We start from the raw sequence: 20,659 nt of genomic DNA, 5'->3' as shown, positions 1-20,659 counted from the left end.
AGACTGCCCACCTCGCGCGGGTGTAGCTCAATGGTAGAGCTGTTGCTTCCCAAGCAACTGACGAGGGTTCGATTCCCTTCACCCGCTCCAACAGATTTTTCGTGACATCCGGACGGCGACACCATCGAAGTGGTGTCGCCGTTTTCACTGGTGGTCCGTCTCTGCGGTGTGCGCCTGTCCGGTGGTTTGATGAAGCTCGCGATTCTCTCCCGCAACACCAAGCTCTATTCGACCCGCCGGCTGGTCGAGGCCGCGCGCGTGCGCGGGCATACAGTGCGTGTACTCGACCCGCTGCGCTGTTACATGCGCATCAGCAGCGAAGGGTTTTCGATGCGCTACAAGGGCAAGCCGGTCACCGGCTACGACGCGGTGATTCCGCGCTTCGCGGCGTCGGTCACGCGTTACGGCAACGCGGTGCTGCGGCAGTTCGAACTGATGGGCACGTTCGCGCCCAATCCATCGGCGGCGTTCGCGCGCGCGCGCGACAAGTTGCTGTGCCAGCAGCTGCTGGCTGCCGAAGGCCTCGGCCTGCCGGTCACGGTATTCGGTGACAACCCGGACGACACCGACGACCTGCTGGCGATGCTTGGTCCGCCGCCGCATGTCATCAAGCTCAACGAGGGCAGCCAGGGCGCGGGCGTGATGTTGACCGAGAAACCATCGGCATCGCGCGGCGTCGTCGAAGCGCTGCGCGGCCTCTATGCGAGCTTCGTGATGCAGGAGTTCATCGCTGAGGCTCAGGGGGCGGACCTGCGCTGCTTCGTTGTCGGCGACCAGGTTATCGGCGCGATGCAGCGGCAGGCGCCGCCCGGAGATTTCCGCTCCAACTTGCATCGCGGCGGCACCGCGAGCCCGGTCGAGACGACGCCGGAAGAGCGCGCGGCTGCCGTGCATGCTGCGCAGGTCATCGGCCTGGGTATCGCAGGCGTGGACCTCATCCGCTCGGCGCGTGGTCCGCTGGTGCTGGAGGTCAACGCGTCGCCAGGCCTGGAGGGCATCGAGGAGGCGACCGAGGACGACATCGCCGGAGGCATCATCGAGTACCTCGCGCGCCACGTGGCGGCAAAACCAACGCCTCGACGAACAAAACAGACCGTCTAGAACGGAACTTGAACGTTTTTTTTCCGGATTTCGACGTTGGCGCCCCTAATCTGCATGTCCGGAATGCACTGCGCTCTCTCTCCGCCCCGGGTCACCGGGGCCGCAGCGGATGACGGCAATCGGGGCAATACTCTTCGACCCGGGCGGTTTCCGTCCGGGTCTTTTTATGTCTCGTCGAAGCTGATGATTGTTCCATCGCTGTTGGACAGGCAGAATCAGGCGACAGGCGAACCCCCGGTGAGCTTGGACAACCACACGTTCATTACAGGAGTTTCGAATGTACAAGCTGACGCTTTCGGTTCTTTTGGCTTTTTTGCCCTTCGCTCCCGCGATTGCGACGATCAATTCGAACGGAGATGTTTTCACCCCGGAAGAAGGGCTGGATTTGAGCAGATCCTTCGAAGCTCAGCGTGGAGCCATCGTCAAGGCGCTCGCGGACGGCGAAACCTACAGCGAGATTGCGTCCCAGGACACGCGAATCGTGATGAGCTCTTTGGAGCGGATATCCGACCTGCTGGATGGCGCTCAGAATGTGGAGCAATTGCCCGAAGAAACCAAGGTCCAGGTATTCAATGAGCAGGAGCGCATCAACAGCCTGCTGATTCCGGCGTATGCAGATAGTCGTGTGATCTGCAGGCGCCATAAGCCGACTGGCTCCAACCGTCCTACGAACATCTGCCTGACCGTCGCAGAGCGCCGTCGGGCCAGAGACGGTGCGGAAAATTTCTTCAGGTACAACCCCCGGGCCGCAGGTCCGGTTATCGATCGCTAAAGAGAGACTGAATGCACATCCTCGTCATCGAAGACAACCAGGACATCGCCGCCAACCTCGGCGACTATCTTGAAGACCGCGGGCATACCGTCGACTTCGCCGCCGACGGCGTCACCGGCCTGCATCTGGCCGTGGTCCACGACTTCGACGCGATCGTGCTCGATCTCAACCTGCCGGGCATGGACGGCCTCGAGGTCTGCCGCAAGCTGCGCAACGATGCGCGCAAGCAGACGCCGGTACTGATGCTCACCGCGCGCGACAGTCTCGACAACAAGCTCGCTGGCTTCGATTCGGGCGCAGACGACTATCTGGTCAAACCCTTCGCGCTGCAGGAAGTGGAAGTCCGCCTCAATGCACTGTCGCGTCGCGGCAAGGGCACGCATACGCGCGTCCTCGATGTCGGCGATGTCGAATACAACCTCGATACGCTGGAAGTGCGTCGCGGCGGCAAGCTGCTGCAGCTCAATCCGACCGCACTGAAGATTCTGCAATCGTTGATGGAGGCCTCTCCGGCAGTGGTCACGCGGCAGGAACTGGAAACCCGCGTCTGGGGCGAGGAGCTGCCGGATTCGGATTCGCTGCGCGTGCACATCCATGGCCTGCGTGCAGTGATCGACAAGCCGTTCGACATTCCGTACATCCAGACCCGTCACGGCATCGGCTACCGCATCGCGGTTCCCGATGCGGCCACCTGAGTCCAACCAGGGCCGGCCGGCCCGGACGCGTAGCCGCCGCCGTTACCGGCGGCGCCTGCGCAGTCGCATCATCCTGTCGTTTGTGCTGCTCGGTCTCGGGCTCACGACGCTGTTCGCGTTCCTGACCCAGGAAGCGCGTGACCGCGTGGAGAACACGCTGGTCGAAGACCTGATGAACCGCAACATCGACGAGTACGCACGGCGCTATTACGTCGATCCGGCGCGCAATCCTGCGGTGCCGCTGGAGCAGATCCGCGCGCGGGTGATCAAGCGTGATCGCTTCGAGGAGCTGCGCCGCGAGCAGCCGGACTGGTACGAACTTGGCGACGGCATCCATAACCTCAGTGGTGTCGACGAGGACGGCACGCCCTTCATGTACAAGCTCGCGGTGCGCAAGACGCCCGACGAATGGTTCTTTCTTGCCTACGACATGAGCGAGACGATGCGCGGCGCGACCCAGTTCCAGCGGGCGATCTTCGGCTCCGTGGTGCTGGTGTCGTTGCTGTCGCTGCTGATCGGCTGGTGGTCGGCGGCGCGGGTCATGAGCCCGGTGTCGGCGCTGGCGAACCGGTTGCGCAGTTCCGGCGACACGTCGACACCCGAAGCGCTGGCGCCGCATTTCCCGGACGACGAAGTCGGTCAGCTGGCGAGTGCGCTCGACGACTACGCATTCCGTCTGACCGAAGTCGTGCAGCGCGACCGCGAGTTCAACGCCGACGTCAGCCACGAACTGCGCACACCGCTGGCGGTGATCAAAGGCGCGGTGGAATTGCTGCTGTCACGGCCGGAACTCGACGACAAGACGCGTGCACGCCTTGCGCGGATCCAGCGCGCCGAGCAGCAGTGCACCGATCTGATCAGCGCGTTGTTGCTGCTGTCGCGTAACGAGCGTGGACATGGCGCGACCGACGTCGGCCGCGTGGTCGAGCAACTCTTCGATGCGCACCGTGGCCAGCTTGCCGGCAAACCGCTGACGCTGCGACTGGAGGCCGGCGCGCAGCCCCTGGTGGTCGATGCGCCCGAGTCGGCGGTCACCGTCGCGTTGGGCAATCTTGTCGGCAACGCGATCAAGTACACGCTGGAAGGCGAGGTGGTCGTGCGTCTGGGCGAGGCCACAGTCGAGGTTGCCGACTCGGGTCCCGGACTCAGCGCCGAGGATGCGGCGCGGCTGTTCGAACGCGGCTATCGCGGCACGCACGCCGAACATTCCCAAGGTGGCGGCATCGGTCTGTCGATCGTGCGCCGTCTGTGCGCGCTGTACGGCTGGCAGGTGCGCGTGGTGCCGGGTGCCGTTCGCGGTGTCGTCGCGACCCTGTCGTTCCGGCCCGAGCGGCCGTCGATGCCGGCGGACTGATGCCGGCGTCGCGGAGCGGCATCGCGCGCCGCTCTGCGACGGATTAAAGACTCAACCACCAGCACCCGAGATGCCGACGCAGGCCGAACACGGTCGTCACGGTGCCGCCGCCGCTCGCGCCGGTCTGGTCAATGCGCAGCGACGTCGGCGGGCGTTCGGGCGCTGCGGTCGGGATGTCGCGCGCGCTGACCCAGCCGGTAAACCCACCGCGGTCCTGGGCGACCACAGCCTGCGCCGGCCGCTGCGCGGTGATGTTGACCAGCGGCCGCTGCGCGATGGCGTCCAGCCTGTCCAGGATCTGGTAACCGCCGGTCTGGCTCAGGCCCTGCCAGTGGTAAAGACCGGCCAGCCGGTTGGTGTCGCGCTGGTCGATCGCGAAGCTCAGTTCCTGGATCAGGCCACGCAGCTGGCGCTGGCAGCTGATCCTGGGCAAGGCCGGGCGCGCCGACCCCTCCCGGGGCACGCTCGCGGTTGCGCCGACGGCCGAACAGGCGCGATCGGTATAGATGGTGCCGCCATCGGGGCCGGTGCAACGCCGGACCTGCGCCGACGCGCCAGCCGGCACGCACACGGCCGCGATCGCCGAGGCGGTCAGCAGCAGGGCGGGGTAGGGGCGGCGGGGCATCGGCGCAGCCTAGCGGCTGGCCGGTGATAGCGACAGTGGCGTCCGGGGCGATGCTTCAGGACAACCGCGCGAGCACGGCCTGGGTCGGCTTGGACAGGTTGAGCGTGTAGAAGTGCAGCGCGGGTGCGCCGCCGGCAATCAGGCGTTCGCACAGACTCGTGACCACATCGGCGGCCAGCTCGCGGATCGCATCGGCGTCGTCGCCATGGGCGGTCATCTGCCGCTGCATCCAGCGCGGGATCTCGGCGCCGCAGGCCTCGGAGAAGCGGCGCAGCTGGCTGAAGTTCGAGATCGGCATGATGCCGGGAATGATCGGGATTTCCACGCCCGCGCGCCGCGCGGTGTCGACGAAATGGAAATAGGCGTCGGCGTTGTAGAAGTACTGGGTGATCGCCGCGTCCGCGCCGGCGTCCACCTTCGCTTTGAAATGGCGCAGGTCCGCGCGGGCATCGTCCGCCTGCGGGTGGATCTCCGGATAGCAGCCCACCTCGATGCGGAACCGGTCGCCGAACTCGGCACGGATAAAGGCGACCAGATCGGACGCATAGCGCAGGTCGCCCGGATGGCCCATGCCGGAGGGCAGATCGCCACGCAGCGCGACGATGCGGTTGCAGCCGATCGCGCGGTAGAGCTTGAGCAGCTCCCGGATCTCTTCCCGACTGCCGCCCACACAGGACAAATGCGGCGCGGCATCCAGGCCGTGCTGCTGCTTGAGCCGGCGCACGGTCTCGGGCGTATGGCTGAGCGTCGAACCGCCGGCGCCGAACGTACACGACACGTACTCGGGCGCGTGCGCGGCGAGTTTCTTCGCGGTCCGGTCCAGCTGGCTGCGCTGGTCATCGGTCTTGGGCGGGTAGAACTCGAAGCTGAGCGGAAGCATGCGCGGCCTGCGGCGACGGTGTGGGCCGAATTGTATCTCTTGATCGCGATGAATGCGAAGAGATTGCGGCAAATCTCCTGCATGGAACACGCCTTCCCGCGGACTCAACGTGCGCGGGCTTTATAATTGCCGGGTCGCCCGGCATTGGCCGGGCCGTGCCCCTCGACGGTCCTGGTGCCGCCGACCGGCGTCCTCCCCCAAGGATCCCGTCATGAAGAAATTCCTCAAGGCCCTCGTCGGCCTCGTCGTGCTGGTGGCGATCGCCGCCGGTCTGTTCCTCTATTGGCCGCTGTTCGAACGCGCGCCGCCCGAGCCGGAAAACGCCGAACCTGTCGACGTCGTGCTGATCGGCGCCGGTGTCATGAGCGTCACGCTGGCGACCTACCTGCAGGAGCTTGAGCCCGACTGGCGCATCGAGATGTACGAGCGCCTCGACGGCGTCTCGCTGGAGAGTTCCGACGGCTGGAACAATGCAGGCACCGGGCATTCGGGTTTCGCCGAACTCAACTACACCCCCGAGCGCGAGGACGGCAGCATCGAGACCGCGCGCGCGGTCGACATCGCCGAGCAGTTCGAGATCTCGCGCCAGTTCTGGTCGCACCAGGTCGAAGCCGGCCGTCTCGGCACGCCGGGCGAGTTCATCAACGCCACGCCGCACATGAGCTTCGTTTGGGGCGATGCGAACATCGACTATCTGCGCCGTCGCCACGCGGCGCTGGCGAAGGAGCCGCTGTTCAACGGCATGGTGTATTCGGAAGATCCGCAGCAGATCGCCGCGTGGGCGCCCTTGATGATGCAGGGCCGCGATCCTGCGCAGAAGATCGCCGCGACCTGGATGCCGCTCGGTACCGACGTCAATTTCGGCGTGATCACCCGCCAGCTGACCCAGGCGCTCGAGCGCAGTCCGAACTTCGGCCTGCACCTGCGGCATGAAGTGCGCAAGCTGCAGCGCGAGGACGACGGCACCTGGATTGTCGCCGTGCATGACCTCGCCACCGACACGACCCGTTCGATCCGCACGAAGTTCGTGTTCGTCGGCGCGGGCGGCGCCGCGCTGACGATGCTGCAGCATTCGGGCATTCCGGAAGCCGCGAACTACGGTGGCTTCCCGGTCGGTGGCCAGTTCCTTGCCGCCGACAACCCGGCCGTGACTGCACGCCATGAAGTGAAGGCCTATGGCAAGGCGGAGGAAGGCTCGCCGCCGATGTCGGTGCCGCATCTCGACGCGCGCATGCTCGACGGCAAGCCGGTGCTGCTGTTCGGCCCGTTCGCCTTGCAGAGCACGCGCTTCCTCAAGCACGGTTCGTGGTTCGACCTGTTCTCCTCGGTCAACAACCACAACGTCGCCGGCATGATGCGCGTCGGCGCCGAGAACCGCGATCTGGTCGGCTACCTGATCAGCCAGGCGCGCCTGTCGGACGCCGACCGCATGGCGGAACTGCAGAAGTACTACCCGGGTGCACAGCCCGCCGACTGGCGTCTGGTGACGGCCGGGCAACGCGTGCAGGTGATCAAGCGCGATCCGGAGCAGGGCGCGATCTTGCAGTTCGGGACCGAGATCGTCACCGATGCCGACGGCAGCATCGCCGCGCTACTGGGCGCGTCGCCGGGTGCGTCGACGTCGCCGAAGATCATGCTCGACGTGATGCGCAAGGTGTATCCCACGCAGATGGAGGGCCCGTGGCGCGAACGTATCGAGCAGATCGTCCCGTCATTCGGGCAGACGCTCAACACCGACGTCGCGCTGACCAACCGCATTCGCGGCATGACCAGCCGCGTGCTGCAGCTGCCGTACCACGAAGTGCCGGGCGCAGCCGTCGGCGACGGTCAGCCCCCCGCGGCGAACGATGAACTGCACGGACCTGACGAAGGTCCCGACGAGGTCGATCTCGACCGGCGCACGCAGGCGCTGTGATCAAAACGAAGAGGCGGGCCTTCGGACCCGCCTTTTTTTGCGCGATGTGGGCGCGTGACGCTTTCGCGCCATCGCATGCGCCCGGCGCGATGTCCTGGGGCCCCGGTTCGCCGTACTCTCCGCAGATGCCGACCACGCCTTCCACCTACGACCGCAGCGCCCAGCGCGCCCGCAATCTGTTGATCCAGGAAGTGGTGGAAACACGCCAGCGCGCCCGGCTCGGCGGCTGGTTCTACGGCGTCGCCGCGGCGCTTGCGTTCGCGGTCACCGGGTTCTCGACCGGTTACCGGATGTCGGCGTTGCTGGTCATCGGCACGCTGCTGGCACTCGCCGTCGTGCGCGTGCTGATCCCCGTTCCGGCCGCGCCGGACGAACGCGAGGCACGCCGTTATCTACGCACGCTGTGGGGCGTCGTGCTTGCGACCACGATCGTCTGGGGCAGCTTCAGCGCATGGAGCCAGTCTGCGCTTCCCGAGCCCGCGCCGCTGATCGCGCTGTTGTTCTCCGGTGCGTTCGGCATGGCGCTCGCACATACGCTGTGCATGCGTCGGCTGCCATCAGCGCTGGCGATTCTCGGGGTCATGGTGCCCACGCTGGTCGTGCTGTGGCGCGAGGTCGCGCTCAGTGTCGGCGCCATGTGGATCGTCTACATGGCCTACATGCTGCTGGTCATGCGGCGTAGCCATCGCGAATACCGCGCGCGGCTGGAGCTCGAAGAAGACCTGCGCCAGCAGCGTGATCTGTTCGCGACCCAGAGCCGCGTCGATGGTCTGACGCTGCTGCCCAACCGCCGCGAGTTTTCCGAGTCGCTGGAACAGGCGATCGTGCTGGCTGGCGACGGCCGCGCACTGTCGCTGCTGATCCTCGACATCGACCATTTCAAGCGCATCAACGACAGCTTCGGCCACGTGGCCGGCGACGCTTGCCTGGTCGAATTCTCGCGCCGGTTGCAGGCGTCTTTCGACGGCCCGGGCGAGTTGTGCGCGCGTCTCGGCGGCGAGGAGTTCGGCGTGCTGCTGCCTGCCGACTGCACCGTGGCCCATGCGCGCGCCGAACGCTTCCGCGAGACGCTCGCGCAAAGTCCATTGGCCTTCGATGGCGTGCAGGATGTTGTGACGACGAGCGTGGGCTGCAGCCGCTTTGACGCGTCCCGCCACACCGATGCCGGTGCGCTGTACCGCGAAGCCGATGCCGCGCTGTATCGCGCCAAGATGGGTGGCCGCAACCGCACCGAGCGCGCGCTGTAACGCGTCCCGTTTTTCTGATCCCAGGATCCGCATGTCCATCGTTCTCACACCCTTCGCCCGCCCGCGTCTGTTTCCCCGCACACCGCGCGGCAACACCATCCAGGACATCACGCCCGAACAGTTCGAGGCGCACCTCAACAGTGAAGCGCCGCACGCGGTGCTCGATGGCTACGCGCCGTTCTGCAAGTTGCATGTGCACCGCAACTGGACCTCGACGCGCTGTCTGACCGTCCCGATCACCGACGCCAACCGGCACCTGCTGCGTTCGGGATACGAAGCACGCAACAGCGCGGAACTGCCGGTGCTGGTGCGCTGGTTCGAAGGCGTCGAGTCGCCGCGCGCAGACTACCTCGTGGTGATTCTCTACAGCGCCGAGCAACTGGCGAAGGAAGGTTCACCGATCGACGCGGACTGGGGCATCGTAGGCTGCATCTACACCGCCGAACCCGAACAGATTCCGATGGCGCCGATCACGATGCTGCGCAATGCGCTCGGCGTGGAGGAGGGCGGCTCCGGCGTCCCGCTCGACCGCGAGGCGTACCGGCGCAGCGTGGCGTTCTGGGAGAACAATGCCAACTGGCGACCGTAGGACAACGCGTCGCGTGACCCCGGATCAGGCCGCAACGGGGGCGCCGGCAAGCATCGCGGCGTAGAGCGCGGCGCCGTAATGCGGCGCATGTCGCGGCGCCTGCAGCTGGAATGCAGGCGAGATCGTGTGCAGCGCTTCTGCGAACGGTGTGCGCAGCAGGTCACCTTCGCCGGCACTGAAGGCACCGCCCGAATACGACACCGGCGTGGTTTCGTCGCATTCAAACTGCAGCGCGTCGCGCAGCGCGCCGGCGAGCGCGGCCAGTTCCGCGCCTGCCTGCGCGAATATGCGCTGCGCCACCGCGTCGCCCGCCGCGGCTGCCTGCGCGACGACCGGGGAGAGCTGCGCCAGGTCCCCGCGCGCGAATGCCTGCGTCCCGTAGATGCGCGCACAGACGTCGAGATCATGATGGATCTGCAGCGCCTCGCGGAACAGCGCGTGGAGTGGGCCGCGCGGCAGACGCCCGTCGCTCATCCGCGAAAACGCATTGAGGCCCTGCATCGCGATCCAGTACGCCGAGCCTTCGTCGGAGAACACCTCACCCCAGCCGCCGGCGCGCGCATCGCGGCCGCGGCGTTGTCCGTACCCGATCGAGCCCGTGCCAGCGACGATGTTGATGCCGTCGGCGCAAGCCAGCGAACCCGCCCACCCGCAGACCATGTCATTGCCGCAGGCATAGCGATGGTGGCCGAGGAGTTCCCCCGGCATTGCGTCGAGCCGGGGCGTGACCGCACTGTCCTCGCCGTGGGCAGGCAGACCGAAAAATGCATGGGCGACCGAGGCCGTATCGATGTCGGCCTGCTGCAGTACGTCTGCGAGGCCGTCGGCGAGGATCGCGCGTACGCCGCCGAGCCCGACCTGTGGGTGATAGGTCGTGCCGCGTTGCGTCTGCGCCACGATCACGCCGGTGGCATCGATCAGGACGAAGCGGGTCTTGGTGCCGCCGCCGTCTACGCCGAGGTAGCAAGCCGCCACGCTCACGGCACCATCGGGTGCAGGCGCACGCCCTGGACTACGCGGTTCACCGTGCCCTGCGCATTCGGGGTGTCGGGGCGGATGCCCATCGCGCGCGAGGCGTGGAACGCGAACAGCTGCGCAACGGCGACGTAGGGCCACAGCAGGTCCACGTCACCGGCCTGCGCGAGGCCCGGCACGGTGATCGCATCCGCGGCGTCGCCATGCGGCGCGCCGGCGGTGATCTCGATCACGCGATCGGCCGCGCCGTCACCGCGCAATTCGTCGAGCAGGTCGAGATCGTAACGGCGGGTCAGCGGATCATTGGAGACGAACACGCAGACCAGCGTGCGGGCGGTGACGAAGGTCTTCGGCCCGTGCCGGAAGCCCATCGGCGATTCGAAGCACGTCGCCACGCCGCCGTTGGTGAGCTCGCCGAGCTTGAGCGCCGCCTCGCGGGCCAGTCCTTTGAACAGGCCGCTGCCCAGCCAGGCGACACGATCAAAACCGGTGAGCGCCAGCGCATGCGTCTGGGTGTTGGCATCGTCGATCACGCGCGCAGTTGCGCGCGCGATGGCGCCGACGCGGAAGCCCAGCGTGTCCGGCCCGCTCAGCGCCGCGAGGGTGGCGTACATCATGCAGCTGAAGCTCGAGGTCATCGCGAAGCTGACGTCGTGGGTTTCCTCGGGCAGCAGCAGCGTCATCGCCTGGCGCACGCCCACCTTGCCCAGCGCACCGTCGGCATTGCAGGTCACCACCAGATGCCGCACGTCGGCAACCAGCGTTTCGGCGAGTTCGACCGCAGCGACGCTCTCGGGGCTGTTGCCCGAGCGTCCGAACGAGATCAGCAGCAGCGGCTGCGCCGGATCGAGATACAACCGCGGCGCGCTGACGATATCGGTCGTGGCGACCGCGTCGACCCGGGCGGCGAGCTGGCGGTCGAGCAGCGGTGCCAGACATTCGCCGATGTAGGACGACGTGCCCGCACCGGTGAGGATCACCCGCGCGGCCGGATTGCCGGTCACCGGATCGACGAATGCCGCGATCTGGGTCGCGAGTCCGGCGACCATCGCGTGGGTGCGCTCGAGCATGCGCGGTTGCTGCGCGATCTCGCGCGCGGTCCACAGCGCGCCGTCGGCGGTGAGCGCCGCTTCCGGAATGCCGAGGGACTCAGGGCTGTGCATGGGAACGGCTTGCATGGTGGTAGTCATCGAGTGTGGTCGCGATGTGGGCCATCACGAGGGCGGCCGGGTCGAGGGGAGCGTGGTCGGCGCGCAGCGTGCGCAGCGCCTGTGGCAGGTACTGGCCGATCAATGGCATCGGCGGCGGCGTGTCGCGCAGGTTCGCGAACAGACGCGTGCAGGCCTGCTCGATGGCCGGGTCCGGCCAGTAGTAGCGGATGCGGTCGCTGAGGCTGTACTGCAGGTCGATCGCCAGCGCGTCGCCGCTGCTGTGGTAATAGCGCTGCCAGTAGTCGGGCGCCGCGCGCAGCCGCGCGAGTGCGGTGTCGCGCAGGTTGGCGCGCCGCGCCGGTGCGATCCATTCGCGCTCGATCGCATCCAGCGCCCACAGCGCTTCGCGCAGGGCGAAGGTGAGGCCGGGGCCGACCTTGAGGATCGCAAAATGGTCGCGCACCAGCGCCGCGAGCGCGTCGCGGGTCTGGTAGTCGGTCGAATGCGCTTCGAACACCAGCCCCGGCAGCGGAGCGATCGCCGCGCTGAGCGCGCGTGCGTCGTCCGGTGCGTAGTCGATGACCTGGTGGTGGTCGAACTCCACCCCGGGCTGCACGACCGATGCGATCACGCGGGTCCACGCATTCTCAAGACCGGCGGCGGCGAAAGCCTCGCGATGCGCATCGATCGTCGCCAGGGCGGCCTCCGGCGTGGTCACGGCGAGGCCGTCGATGTCTTCGGTGGCGCCGCCGGGCACCGGCACTTCGGTGCCGATCACGTAGACCGGTGGCTCACCACCGGTCTGTGCATGCGCCGACTCCGCAGCGCGGCACAGACGCACCGCGCGCTCGACGATCGAAGCCTCCGGCAGGGGCGCCGGATCGCCAGCGCAGGACATCGAGCAGTCGAGGTGGATCTTGCGGAATCCGGCGGCCACGTACGCGGCCACCATCACCTCGGCCTTGGCCATCGCCGCGTCCGCGTCGAGCGCGGTCCATGGATTCGGGCCGAGGTGGTCGCCGCCGAGCGCGATGCACGCGGGGTCGAAGCCGACGTGCATGGCGATCCCGTGCACGAAGTCGACGAAATCGGCCGGCGTCATGCCGGTGTAGCCGCCATCCTGGTTGACCTGGTTGCAGGTGGCTTCGATCAGCACCAGCGGCTGGTCGTGGCGCTGCGCGTGGCGCAGCGTGGCTTGCAGCACCAGCGGATGGGCACAGCAGACGGAGGTGATGCCGGCCGCGTCGCCATTCTTGTGGCGCGCGACCAGATCGAGCAGGGCTTGCATCGGGGTTCTCGTTCGGAAGAGGTTACGGATCGACAGCGACGGGTGGCGAAGTTTCGCGTTCCGGTTCCAGCGCCAGCAGCACCGAGGCGACGAGCGCCAGCAGCAGGCCCACCAGCTTCAGCGGACCGGGCGCGACGCCGGCGAGGATCAGCGCGAGCACGGCGGTGACCAGCGGCGCCCCGGCATTGGTCAACGGGGCGACGACGATCGCCTTGCCGTAGCGGAAGGCGTAGACCAGGCACAGCGCGCCGACGGCATTGAGGATCTGGATCGCGGCGACCAGCCACGGCCCTTGCAGCCCCGTGTCGATGGGCTGGCTGAAGTCGGTCATCGACCACGCCACCGGCAGCAGCAGCAGCGCGCCGACCGTCATGTAGAAGAAGATGCTTTCGGCGCGCACGACGGCGTTCGCGCGCTTCATGAAATACGCCTGCACGCCCCACGCGGCCATGATCATCAGCGACAGCACGAACCAGCCCAGGCCATCGCCACCGGGATTGCCGAACGACAGGTCCAACAAGGGCAGGGCGAGCAGCGCCAGCACCACGCCGACCGCGCCCAGACGTGTCGTGCGCTCGCGCAGCAGCGAGAACGACAGCGCGATCGTGATCACCGGCGACAGCGAAATGATCGGGAAGATGAAGTAGGCCGGCCCGATCGCCAGCGCCTTGAACAGCAGCATCTGGCCGCCGGCGCCGAGCATGCCGATCAGCAGACCGTAGAGCACCGCGCGCGGACTGCGGTCGATGGTCCAGCCGTTGCGCCAGAGGATGAAGAGCGCCGGCGGCACCATCGTCAGCGCCCACACGCAGTACACCAGCGTCTCGGGAAACGTGGGGCTGGCGGTCAGCCCCGACAGCGCGCCCCACACGCCCCACAGCACCACCGTGGACAGCGCGTACCACAGCCAGGCGCGGTGGGCAGGCGCGTGCGCGACGGCGGCCGTCCTCATGCCGCACCGCCCGGGGTGGCCTGCAGCAGCAGGAAGGTGTCGAACGCAGCGGCGGGCAGGGTGTTGCTGCGCGCGTCGACCATGCCCAGTTCGGTGCCGTTGAACAGATCGCGCACGCGGTAGCGGCCGCGCCCGAGGCCACGCAGCTGCAACGGGCCGTCCCAGCGCTCGGCGTAGAACGCGTAATACAGCGCGCCGTCTTTGCCGATCACATGCGTTTCGGGCTTGTCGAACCCGATGTCGTACAGGGTGCCGAGGTAGTCGCCCCTGGGCAGCATGTGGTCGCGGTAGAGATCGATCCACTTGCGCCACAGCGCTTCCTTTTCCGCATCCAGCACCAGCCCGCCCGGGGGCATGTCCAGTTTTGGATCCGGGATGTCGTGCGGCCAGGTGAATTTGGTCGAGATCACTGCGCCAATGCCGACGCTGGACGCGAAATCCGCGCCGCCATCGGCCAGTTCGACATGATCGCCGGCATAGCTGCCGCGCTTGCCGATCAGCGCCTTGATCGTCTTGCCCTTGTGCCGGACCTGCCACGACGACAACGGATCCGACGACGGGTACTGGTCGGTCGCCGGCATGTTGTGGAACGCGAACGCGGTGCCGCAGGGGCACAGCTCGACCACCGCGTCGGGATTGGCCTCGTGCGCGGCGTCGTGGATCGCCTGCCAGAACGTGGCGACCGCCTCGCAGGAGTCCATCGGGTCGGCGTGGTTGTGCGCGGGGTTGTAGCAGGGCGCGACGGCGTTGAGATGCTGGCCGTCGAGCTTCAGGCCTTCGAAGCCCCAGTCGCCGATGATCTTCTTGACCAGGGCCACGTAAAAGTCGACGGTCGGCTGATAGCCTGGACACTGGGTGAAGGCGTTCCACCAGGTCACGTTCTGGCTGGCGCCGTCTGCGTCGAGCAGCAGCATGTCGGTCTGCCGGTAGAGCACCTCGCTGCCGGGATCGGCCGCCAGTGGCGCCAGCCACAGCCGCGGCCGCAGGCCCTGCGCGCGGATCGCCTGCACGAAGGCGCGCATGTCGTCCTCGCCGCGCGGGAACTTGCGCGTGTCGATCTGCCAGTCGCCTTCGTTGGTCTGCCAGCCGTCGTCGAGCACCACCCATTCGAAGCCAAGCTCCTTCACCTTCGGCAACGTGCCCAGCACCTGCTCGGTGGTGAAGTCGCGCTCGTAGCCCCAGGCGCACCAGATCGGCGCGAATGCCGAGGCCGGCACTTCCGGCGCGGCGATGCCTGCGTCGGCCATCCACTGGCTGTAGTGCTGGAGCGCGGCGAAGTAGTCGCCGCTGTGGACGTTGATGAAGCAGCGGTCGCTGGCGAGGGTGTCGCCCGGCGCGAGCGTCATGGCGCGCGTGTTTTCGACTGCGATGGTCGCGCCGCCCGCGGTACGTGCGACCGGCAGGTCGAGCAGGCGCGGCTTCGGTTCGACATGGCCGACGGCCAGGCCGACGTCGCGCCGCCAGATGTTGGCGACCGGCGTGCCGCCGCCATAGTCGGAAGAATCCATCGCCAGCGTATTGCGCTGCTCAAAGCCGTCGACCAGCGGCTGCACCCAGTCGCGGCGGTCGGTATGGGTGGCGCCGGAGAAACTCCAGAAGCCGTCGCCGGCATCGGCCATCGCATGCGCGGCGTTGCGCCAGCCGGCGATCTCCAGGGGCGCGTCGCCGCCGTTGCGGAAGCGCGTCTGCAGCACCGCCATGCCGGGATGGCGTTCTTGGAACGTCAGCACGACGGTCTTCTCGATGCCACCCGCCGAGCGGCCGCGCAGCGTGTGGCGCCGGCCCGGGCCATGGCGGTCATCGCGGACCCGTGCGATGCGCTCGTCGACGAATGCGAAGTCATCGATCGTGCCGCCGTCGGCCAGCAGCAGCGATTCGCTGGCATCGAAGCCGGTGATCGCCTCGCCGCGTGCCGAGATGCGGCTGTGCAACCTGGCATCGAACTCGATCGACAGCAGGCTGTCGTGGGCGACGGCCCGGGTGGCGTCGGTGGTCGTCGGACTCGCGGCCTGGACGAGTGGCAGCGCGGCGGCGTAGGCGGCGCTGCCAGACACGAGCTTGAGGAGGGTGCGGCGACGGATCGGCAGCATCGGCGGGCGGTTCCCTTCTGTCGGTTTCGCTGGAGTCTGCCCCGAAGCGAATCGTATGGCAATAATTTTCTTTCGTTATGTGTTAGAAATGTTTCGTTTTGAAATCACGTCGAGGTGCGGTGTGCAAGGTTTCCAGGCTCTTTCGATCGCGCTTGCAGTCTGTCTGCTGGCCGCGTGCACCTCAGGCGCGCCGGTGGCCAACGCGCCTGAGGCACGCGCCAGTGACACCTATGCCATGGCGGACTTCGCATCGGTGCGCAAGTTCGACGCGCATGTGCACGCGAATGCCGACTCGCCGGCGTTCCTTGAGCAGGCGCGGGCCGACGGCTTCGAACTGCTGTCGATCAACGTGGACTATCCGGCGTTTCCGCCGGTGGTCGAGCAGCATGCGATCGCACTGAAACAGGCCGCCGCGGATCCGGTCCATTTCCACTGGGCGACGACGTTTTCGATGCAAGGTTTCGAGGGCGCCGGATGGGCTGCGGCGACCGGTGATCTGCTCGCCGCCGACGTGGCGCGCGGCGCGCTCGCGGTGAAGATCTGGAAGAACGTCGGCATGGTCGAGAAAGATGCCGATGGCCAACTGGTGATGCTGGATCATCCCGGGCTGGAGCCGGTGATCGCACGCATCCAGGCCCTGGGTGTACCGCTGATCGGCCATCAGGGCGAACCGCACAACTGCTGGCTGCCGCTGGCGCAGATGAGCACCGACAACGATCGCGAGTACTTCGGCAACCATCCCGAATACCACATGTACCTGCATCCCGATCAGCCCGGTTACGAGGATCACATGCGCGTGCGCGACGGCTTTCTCGCCGCGCATCCACGGTTGCGCTTCGTCGGCGCACACATGGCGAGTCTGGAGTGGGATGTCGACCGGCTGGCGGCGTTCCTCGACCGCTTTCCGGAGGCGACCGTCGATCTGGCCGCGCGCATGGCGCAGGTGCAGGCGCAGGCCGTGCGTGAGCCCGACAAGGTGCGCGATTTCTTCATCACCTATCAGAACCGGCTGCTCTATGGCACGGATCTGACTCAGGATCCGGCGGGCGATCCCGAGGCGTTCAAACGCGCCGCGCATGCGGTCTGGCAGTCGGACTGGAAATTCTTGGCCACCGGCGAGGTGCAGCGCATCGAGACGATCCGCGCGGACGTTGCCGGCCTGGCACTGCCGCGCACGGCCATCGACAGGATCTACTACGGCAACGCCGCGCGGGTCTTCGCGCCGCGCGAGGATTGAACCGGTCAGGCCAGCAGCAGTTCGATGCCGAGCTGGCGGCTGGCCTCGCGCACGTCGTCGGGCGCGCCGGTATCGGTGATCAGCACGTCGAGACCGGAGATGGGAATGATCCGGTGCAGGCAGACCTTGCCGAACTTCGAGCTGTCGGTGATCGCGACGATCCGGCGCGCGGCCTCGACCATCTTGCGGTTGAGCATCGCTTCCGGCTCGTGGTGGGTGGTGATGCCGCGCTCAAGATCGAAACCATCAACGCCGAGGAACACCACGTCCACGTGCAGCGCGGCGAGCGCGTCGACGGTCAGCCCGCCGTAGAAGGCCATGTTCTTGCGCCGCAGTTCGCCGCCGAGCATCACGATGTTGATGTTGCTCTTGGGCGTCAGCGCGGTCAGCACGCCGAAATCGTTGGTGACCACGGTCACCTCGATGTTCGGCATCGCTTCGGCGAGGCACGCCGCGGTGGTGCCCGAGTCGATCGCGACGGTATCGCCTGCATGCACCAGCCCCGCCGCCAGCTTGCCGATCCGGCGCTTCTCGTCGAGATGCGCGGTGCGCTTGGCCTCGTAGGCCGGCTCGGCGGCCGGGCCGCCGACGACGCTGCTGTCGATCGCGCCGCCGTACGCACGCGCCATGACGCCGCGTTCGGCGAGATAGCGCAGATCCTTGCGCACAGTCTGCACGCTGACACCGAAACGCGCCGCCAGCGGGGCCACTTGCACGCTGCCCTGCTGACGCACCAGTTCACTGATCTGCAGACGACGTTGGCTGGTATCTCGGGTGAGGGTGGTCATGGCGGCTCCTGGAGGCATCCGGAGTCTATCGCAATTTCGTTACATTTCGGTATTGATGCTAAACGAAGCATGAGCTAGGCTCGGTTTCGTTTTGTAGGTTGCCCCCACCGCCACCCGCATCGAGGATTCCCTTGTGAAGATTGCTCGCCCGTCCCGCAGCCCGCTTTTCTGCAGCATCGTCCTCGCGCTGATGGTGCCTGGCGCCGCCCTCGCACAGCAGTCGTCCGCAGACGACCCTCGACAGCCCAGCGAAGCGGATATCGAATCCCTGGATACCGTCGTGGTAACCGGCGTGCGCGGCAGCCTGGCGCGGGCGGTCGAGCTCAAGCGGGATGCGGCGACGGTACAGGACTCGATCAGTGCGCTGGAACTCGGCAAGTTTCCCGACGACAACGTCGCTGATTCGCTGAGTCACATCACCGGCGTGTCGATCAGCCGTACCGCGGGCGGGGAAGGGCAGTCGGTCAGCGTGCGTGGCCTCGGGCCGGAGTACACGCTGACCACGTTCAACGGCCGCATCCTGGCCACCGACGGCGCCGGGCGCGATTTCGCCTACGACGTGTTGCCGGCCGACGTGATCAGCGGCGCGGACGTGATCAAGGGCGCGCAGTCGTCGCTGACCGAAGGTGCGATTGGCGGTCTGATCAACCTGCGCTCGGCTAGTCCGTTCGACCAGAGGGGCCAGCACGGCGTCGTGCGCGTGGAAGGCGACCACAACCAGATGTCCGAGGAGAACGGGCGCAAGTTCTCGGTCGTCTACAGCAACACGTTCGCCAACGACACTTTCGGCGTGCTGCTGGGCGTCGTGGACGGCAAGCGCAAGGACCGGACCGACATCGCCGGCAACGATGGCGGCTGGACCCGCAACCCGGTGCCGGGAACCGACTGGTCCGGCAATGCCTGGGGCGGCAACATCGATCCCAACGGCAACGGCGAGCTCGATCCCGACGAGTACGGCCTGATCGCACCCGGTCAGTTCCGTGTCGGGTCGATCCTCGAAGAGAAGAAGCGGCGCGCCTATTCCGCCAAGTTCGAATGGCGACCGACGGACAACGTCCGCATCGTGCTCGACGGCCTGCAGACGCGACTGGATTCGCCGCAGGTCGGCTACCAGCAATCGTTCTATCCGCTGTTCGCGCCGGGACGTTGGTCGGATATCACCGTGCAGAACGGCATCGTCACCGACTTCACGATGGACAATCCCGATCCCGAGCAGCGCCTCAACCCGGAACTGCTCAACCAGACCGAACACCGTGTCGTCGATACCGACCTGTACGGCCTGAACGCGCAATGGGACGTCAACGACCGCCTGAGCGTGAGCGGCGATGTGTACCGGTCGACATCCAAGCGCTTTTCGGGCGGCCAGGACACCTACGCGGTGCTGCGCATGAACCAGCCGAACGTCGCGCACATCTGGCTCGACGGCGGCATGCCGAACGTCGATGCCGTCTTCGATGACGGCCGCAATCTGGTCGATGGTCTGGCCAACAACGCATTCGGCGCATCGGACTTCGACACGCATTACCTGGAGTTGCGCGGCGACGATGTCCGGGACGAGATCACCGGCGGCACGCTGGCGGGCAAGTTCCATGTCGGCAGTGGCGTGCTCGACACCCTGCATTTCGGCGTTGCACGGACCGACCGCAGCAAGCAACGCGACCTGATCAACAACACGCTCAATGGCGGCGCGGACTACTACTCGTCGGTCAATGCGATCAATGTCGATGCGCTCGGTGGCAACGTGCTGTCGCACACGTTCAGCCTGCCCAACTTCATGCAGGGCGTGCACAGCACGTTCCCGCGGACCTTCCTCGCGTTCGACGTGCCGAATTACCTGGCCCAGCTGCGCGCGTATGACGGCACGCTGCGGCCGGACGGCAGCGCCTACGACTTTGCCAATGCCGCGCCGCGCTGGAATCCGCTGGAGAGCTATCGCGTCAGCGAGAAGACCGACGCCGTGTTCGTGCAGGCCGACATGAGCGGCGAGCGGTGGAGTGCGGATCTCGGCGTGCGTCTGGTCAAGACGAAGACCCAGTCCGAGGCCTGGGACGCGCAGATCCTCAGCATCACCGAATACGGCGCGTTCAACTTCACCGCCCAGTACGCCGATCCCACCGTGATTCGGCAGGACGGTGATTACACGTTCGTACTGCCGTCGGGCAACTTCCTCTGGCGCTTCACCGACGACCTGCAGTTGCGTCTGGGCGCGGCCAAGACGATGGCGCGCCCGCCGGTCGACCAGCTGGCACCGACCAACACCACCGAAAGCGTGTCCTGGGGCGAGTTCACCCAGATCTACGGCGGCAACGTCGACCTGCAGCCCTACAGCGCACGGCAGGGCGATGTGTCACTGGAGTGGTATTTCGCCGACAGGTCGATCGCTAACGTCGCGGTGTTCTACAAGCGCATCGAGAACCAGATCACCACCAGTTGGGAGCCGGGGCAGGACATCGGCGTCGGCCCGATTCTCGGGCTCGACGGCACGCCGATCACCACCGGGCCGACGCTGTTCAACGTGATGCGCCCGATCAACGGCGATTACGCCACCGTCCGCGGTATCGAGGCAGGCCTGCAGCACTTCTGGGACAACGGCTTCGGTCTGCGCGCGCAGTACACCCGTAACTGGTCGAAGAGCTTCGTCGGCGATCTCGAACGTCCGCTCGAAGGCATCGCGCCGTCGGTGTACTCGCTGGGTCTGATGTACGAGAAGGGCGCGTGGTCGCTCGGCGCGACCGCCGACCATACCGACGGTTTCGTCACCGCGATCAACGTGCTGGGCGAGGGCTACAACGAAGAGGCCGATCCGATCACCTGGCTGACGGCGCACGCCTCGTATGCGGTCAACGACCGCTTCAGCATTTCGCTCGAAGGCAGCAACCTGCTCGACGACGAGAACACGTACAGCATCAACGGCAATCCGTTGCTCGCGCAGGGGTATTACCGCTACGGGCGCTCGGTGACGCTGGGGTTGAGCTACCGCTTCTGAGACACGCCGGGCCG

17 protein-coding genes and 1 tRNA gene are annotated in these 20,659 nt (G+C 66.8%); 10 read left to right on the top strand and 8 right to left on the bottom strand.

Annotation, left to right across the window (positions count from 1 at the left end):
- Positions 1-16 precede the first annotated feature (16 nt).
- From J2W68_RS01885 to J2W68_RS01865, 5 genes are all read left to right on the top strand, one after another.
- A tRNA-Gly gene (locus J2W68_RS01885) sits at positions 17-90 on the top strand.
- 99 nt (positions 91-189) lie between these two features.
- Entirely contained in the window at positions 190-1,101 is a 912-nt protein-coding gene (gene rimK, locus J2W68_RS01880) for a 30S ribosomal protein S6--L-glutamate ligase (protein WP_310232166.1), read from the top strand.
- A 277-nt stretch (positions 1,102-1,378) separates the two neighbouring features.
- The gene (locus J2W68_RS01875) at positions 1,379-1,873 is read left to right on the top strand and encodes a hypothetical protein (RefSeq protein WP_310232164.1); all 495 of its coding nucleotides are present in this window, start codon (positions 1,379-1,381) and stop codon (positions 1,871-1,873) included.
- Positions 1,874-1,884: 11 nt separating this feature from the next.
- On the top strand, positions 1,885-2,568 hold the full coding sequence (locus J2W68_RS01870) for a response regulator transcription factor (RefSeq protein ID WP_310232163.1): 684 nt from the start codon (positions 1,885-1,887) through the stop codon (positions 2,566-2,568).
- The gene (locus tag J2W68_RS01865; RefSeq protein WP_310232161.1) at positions 2,555-3,922 is read left to right on the top strand and encodes a sensor histidine kinase; all 1,368 of its coding nucleotides are present in this window, start codon (positions 2,555-2,557) and stop codon (positions 3,920-3,922) included. The genes J2W68_RS01870 and J2W68_RS01865 overlap by 14 nt, the downstream gene beginning before the upstream one ends.
- Before the next feature lie 43 nt (positions 3,923-3,965).
- On the opposite strand, the gene J2W68_RS01860 is transcribed toward J2W68_RS01865, so the two are convergent.
- Together J2W68_RS01860 and metF are read right to left on the bottom strand one after the other, a co-directional pair.
- A complete protein-coding gene (locus J2W68_RS01860; RefSeq protein ID WP_310232159.1) occupies positions 3,966-4,547 on the bottom strand; it encodes a hypothetical protein in 582 nt (193 codons plus the stop codon).
- Between the two features lie 55 nt (positions 4,548-4,602).
- Positions 4,603-5,427 (bottom strand): methylenetetrahydrofolate reductase [NAD(P)H], encoded by an 825-nt coding sequence (gene metF, locus J2W68_RS01855; RefSeq protein ID WP_310232156.1) that lies wholly within the window; start codon positions 5,425-5,427, stop codon positions 4,603-4,605.
- Positions 5,428-5,638: 211 nt separating this feature from the next.
- Here metF and mqo point away from each other — a divergent pair, with 211 nt between their 5' ends.
- From mqo to J2W68_RS01840, 3 genes are all read left to right on the top strand, one after another.
- Entirely contained in the window at positions 5,639-7,342 is a 1,704-nt protein-coding gene (gene mqo, locus J2W68_RS01850) for a malate dehydrogenase (quinone) (RefSeq protein ID WP_310232154.1), read from the top strand.
- A 125-nt stretch (positions 7,343-7,467) separates the two neighbouring features.
- Positions 7,468-8,589 carry a GGDEF domain-containing protein gene (locus J2W68_RS01845; RefSeq protein ID WP_310232152.1) on the top strand — a complete coding sequence of 374 codons (1,122 nt, stop codon included), beginning with the start codon at positions 7,468-7,470 and terminating at the stop codon, positions 8,587-8,589.
- 31 nt (positions 8,590-8,620) lie between these two features.
- Positions 8,621-9,178, top strand: coding sequence for a DUF3228 family protein (locus tag J2W68_RS01840; protein WP_310232148.1), 558 nt, complete (start codon positions 8,621-8,623; stop codon positions 9,176-9,178).
- 24 nt (positions 9,179-9,202) lie between these two features.
- Here the strand turns inward: J2W68_RS01840 and J2W68_RS01835 are convergent, their stop codons facing one another.
- From J2W68_RS01835 to J2W68_RS01815, 5 genes are read right to left on the bottom strand one after another with little or no spacing between them, the layout of a single operon-like run.
- Positions 9,203-10,159, bottom strand: coding sequence for an N-acetylglucosamine kinase (locus J2W68_RS01835; protein ID WP_310232146.1), 957 nt, complete (start codon positions 10,157-10,159; stop codon positions 9,203-9,205).
- Positions 10,156-11,316 (bottom strand): SIS domain-containing protein, encoded by a 1,161-nt coding sequence (locus tag J2W68_RS01830; protein ID WP_310232144.1) that lies wholly within the window; start codon positions 11,314-11,316, stop codon positions 10,156-10,158. Before J2W68_RS01830 ends, J2W68_RS01835 begins: the two co-directional genes overlap by 4 nt.
- Complete coding sequence (locus J2W68_RS01825; RefSeq protein ID WP_310232142.1) at positions 11,303-12,592, bottom strand: D-tagatose-bisphosphate aldolase, class II, non-catalytic subunit; 1,290 nt, start codon at positions 12,590-12,592, stop codon at positions 11,303-11,305. The genes J2W68_RS01830 and J2W68_RS01825 overlap by 14 nt, the downstream gene beginning before the upstream one ends.
- Positions 12,593-12,614: 22 nt before the next feature.
- Positions 12,615-13,544, bottom strand: coding sequence for a DMT family transporter (locus J2W68_RS01820; protein ID WP_310232140.1), 930 nt, complete (start codon positions 13,542-13,544; stop codon positions 12,615-12,617).
- Positions 13,541-15,634 (bottom strand): glycoside hydrolase family 36 protein, encoded by a 2,094-nt coding sequence (locus J2W68_RS01815; RefSeq protein WP_310232139.1) that lies wholly within the window; start codon positions 15,632-15,634, stop codon positions 13,541-13,543. Before J2W68_RS01815 ends, J2W68_RS01820 begins: the two co-directional genes overlap by 4 nt.
- 193 nt (positions 15,635-15,827) lie before the next feature.
- Between J2W68_RS01815 and J2W68_RS01810 the strand changes: the two genes are divergently transcribed.
- Positions 15,828-16,871 carry an amidohydrolase family protein gene (locus J2W68_RS01810; RefSeq protein ID WP_310232137.1) on the top strand — a complete coding sequence of 348 codons (1,044 nt, stop codon included), beginning with the start codon at positions 15,828-15,830 and terminating at the stop codon, positions 16,869-16,871.
- A 5-nt stretch (positions 16,872-16,876) separates the two neighbouring features.
- Here the strand turns inward: J2W68_RS01810 and agaR are convergent, their stop codons facing one another.
- On the bottom strand, positions 16,877-17,659 hold the full coding sequence (agaR, locus tag J2W68_RS01805) for a transcriptional repressor AgaR (protein ID WP_310232136.1): 783 nt from the start codon (positions 17,657-17,659) through the stop codon (positions 16,877-16,879).
- 133 nt (positions 17,660-17,792) lie between these two features.
- Here agaR and J2W68_RS01800 point away from each other — a divergent pair, with 133 nt between their 5' ends.
- A complete protein-coding gene (locus tag J2W68_RS01800; RefSeq protein WP_310232134.1) occupies positions 17,793-20,645 on the top strand; it encodes a TonB-dependent receptor in 2,853 nt (950 codons plus the stop codon).
- The last annotated feature ends 14 nt before the right edge of the window (positions 20,646-20,659 follow it).

It is taken from the genome of Luteimonas terrae (assembly GCF_031457535.1).
Classification (GTDB): Bacteria; Pseudomonadota; Gammaproteobacteria; order Xanthomonadales; family Xanthomonadaceae; genus Luteimonas; species Luteimonas terrae_A.
The sequence above is the reverse complement of the archived record's forward strand: the minus strand, read 5'-3'. Positions and strand labels throughout refer to the sequence as shown.

Bases quoted from the DNA above. Each gene is read 5' to 3' on its own strand.
- rimK (WP_310232166.1), top strand. From the start codon at position 190: ATGAAGCTCGCGATTCTCTCCCGCAACACCAAGCTCTATTCGACCCGC.
- J2W68_RS01875 (WP_310232164.1), top strand. From the start codon at position 1,379: ATGTACAAGCTGACGCTTTCGGTTCTTTTGGCTTTTTTGCCCTTCGCT.
- J2W68_RS01870 (WP_310232163.1), top strand. From the start codon at position 1,885: ATGCACATCCTCGTCATCGAAGACAACCAGGACATCGCCGCCAACCTC.
- J2W68_RS01865 (WP_310232161.1), top strand. From the start codon at position 2,555: ATGCGGCCACCTGAGTCCAACCAGGGCCGGCCGGCCCGGACGCGTAGC.
- J2W68_RS01860 (WP_310232159.1), bottom strand. From the start codon at position 4,547: ATGCCCCGCCGCCCCTACCCCGCCCTGCTGCTGACCGCCTCGGCGATC.
- metF (WP_310232156.1), bottom strand. From the start codon at position 5,427: ATGCTTCCGCTCAGCTTCGAGTTCTACCCGCCCAAGACCGATGACCAG.
- mqo (WP_310232154.1), top strand. From the start codon at position 5,639: ATGAAGAAATTCCTCAAGGCCCTCGTCGGCCTCGTCGTGCTGGTGGCG.
- J2W68_RS01845 (WP_310232152.1), top strand. From the start codon at position 7,468: ATGCCGACCACGCCTTCCACCTACGACCGCAGCGCCCAGCGCGCCCGC.
- J2W68_RS01840 (WP_310232148.1), top strand. From the start codon at position 8,621: ATGTCCATCGTTCTCACACCCTTCGCCCGCCCGCGTCTGTTTCCCCGC.
- J2W68_RS01830 (WP_310232144.1), bottom strand. From the start codon at position 11,316: ATGCACAGCCCTGAGTCCCTCGGCATTCCGGAAGCGGCGCTCACCGCC.
- J2W68_RS01825 (WP_310232142.1), bottom strand. From the start codon at position 12,592: ATGCAAGCCCTGCTCGATCTGGTCGCGCGCCACAAGAATGGCGACGCG.
- J2W68_RS01820 (WP_310232140.1), bottom strand. From the start codon at position 13,544: ATGAGGACGGCCGCCGTCGCGCACGCGCCTGCCCACCGCGCCTGGCTG.
- J2W68_RS01815 (WP_310232139.1), bottom strand. From the start codon at position 15,634: ATGCTGCCGATCCGTCGCCGCACCCTCCTCAAGCTCGTGTCTGGCAGC.
- agaR (WP_310232136.1), bottom strand. From the start codon at position 17,659: ATGACCACCCTCACCCGAGATACCAGCCAACGTCGTCTGCAGATCAGT.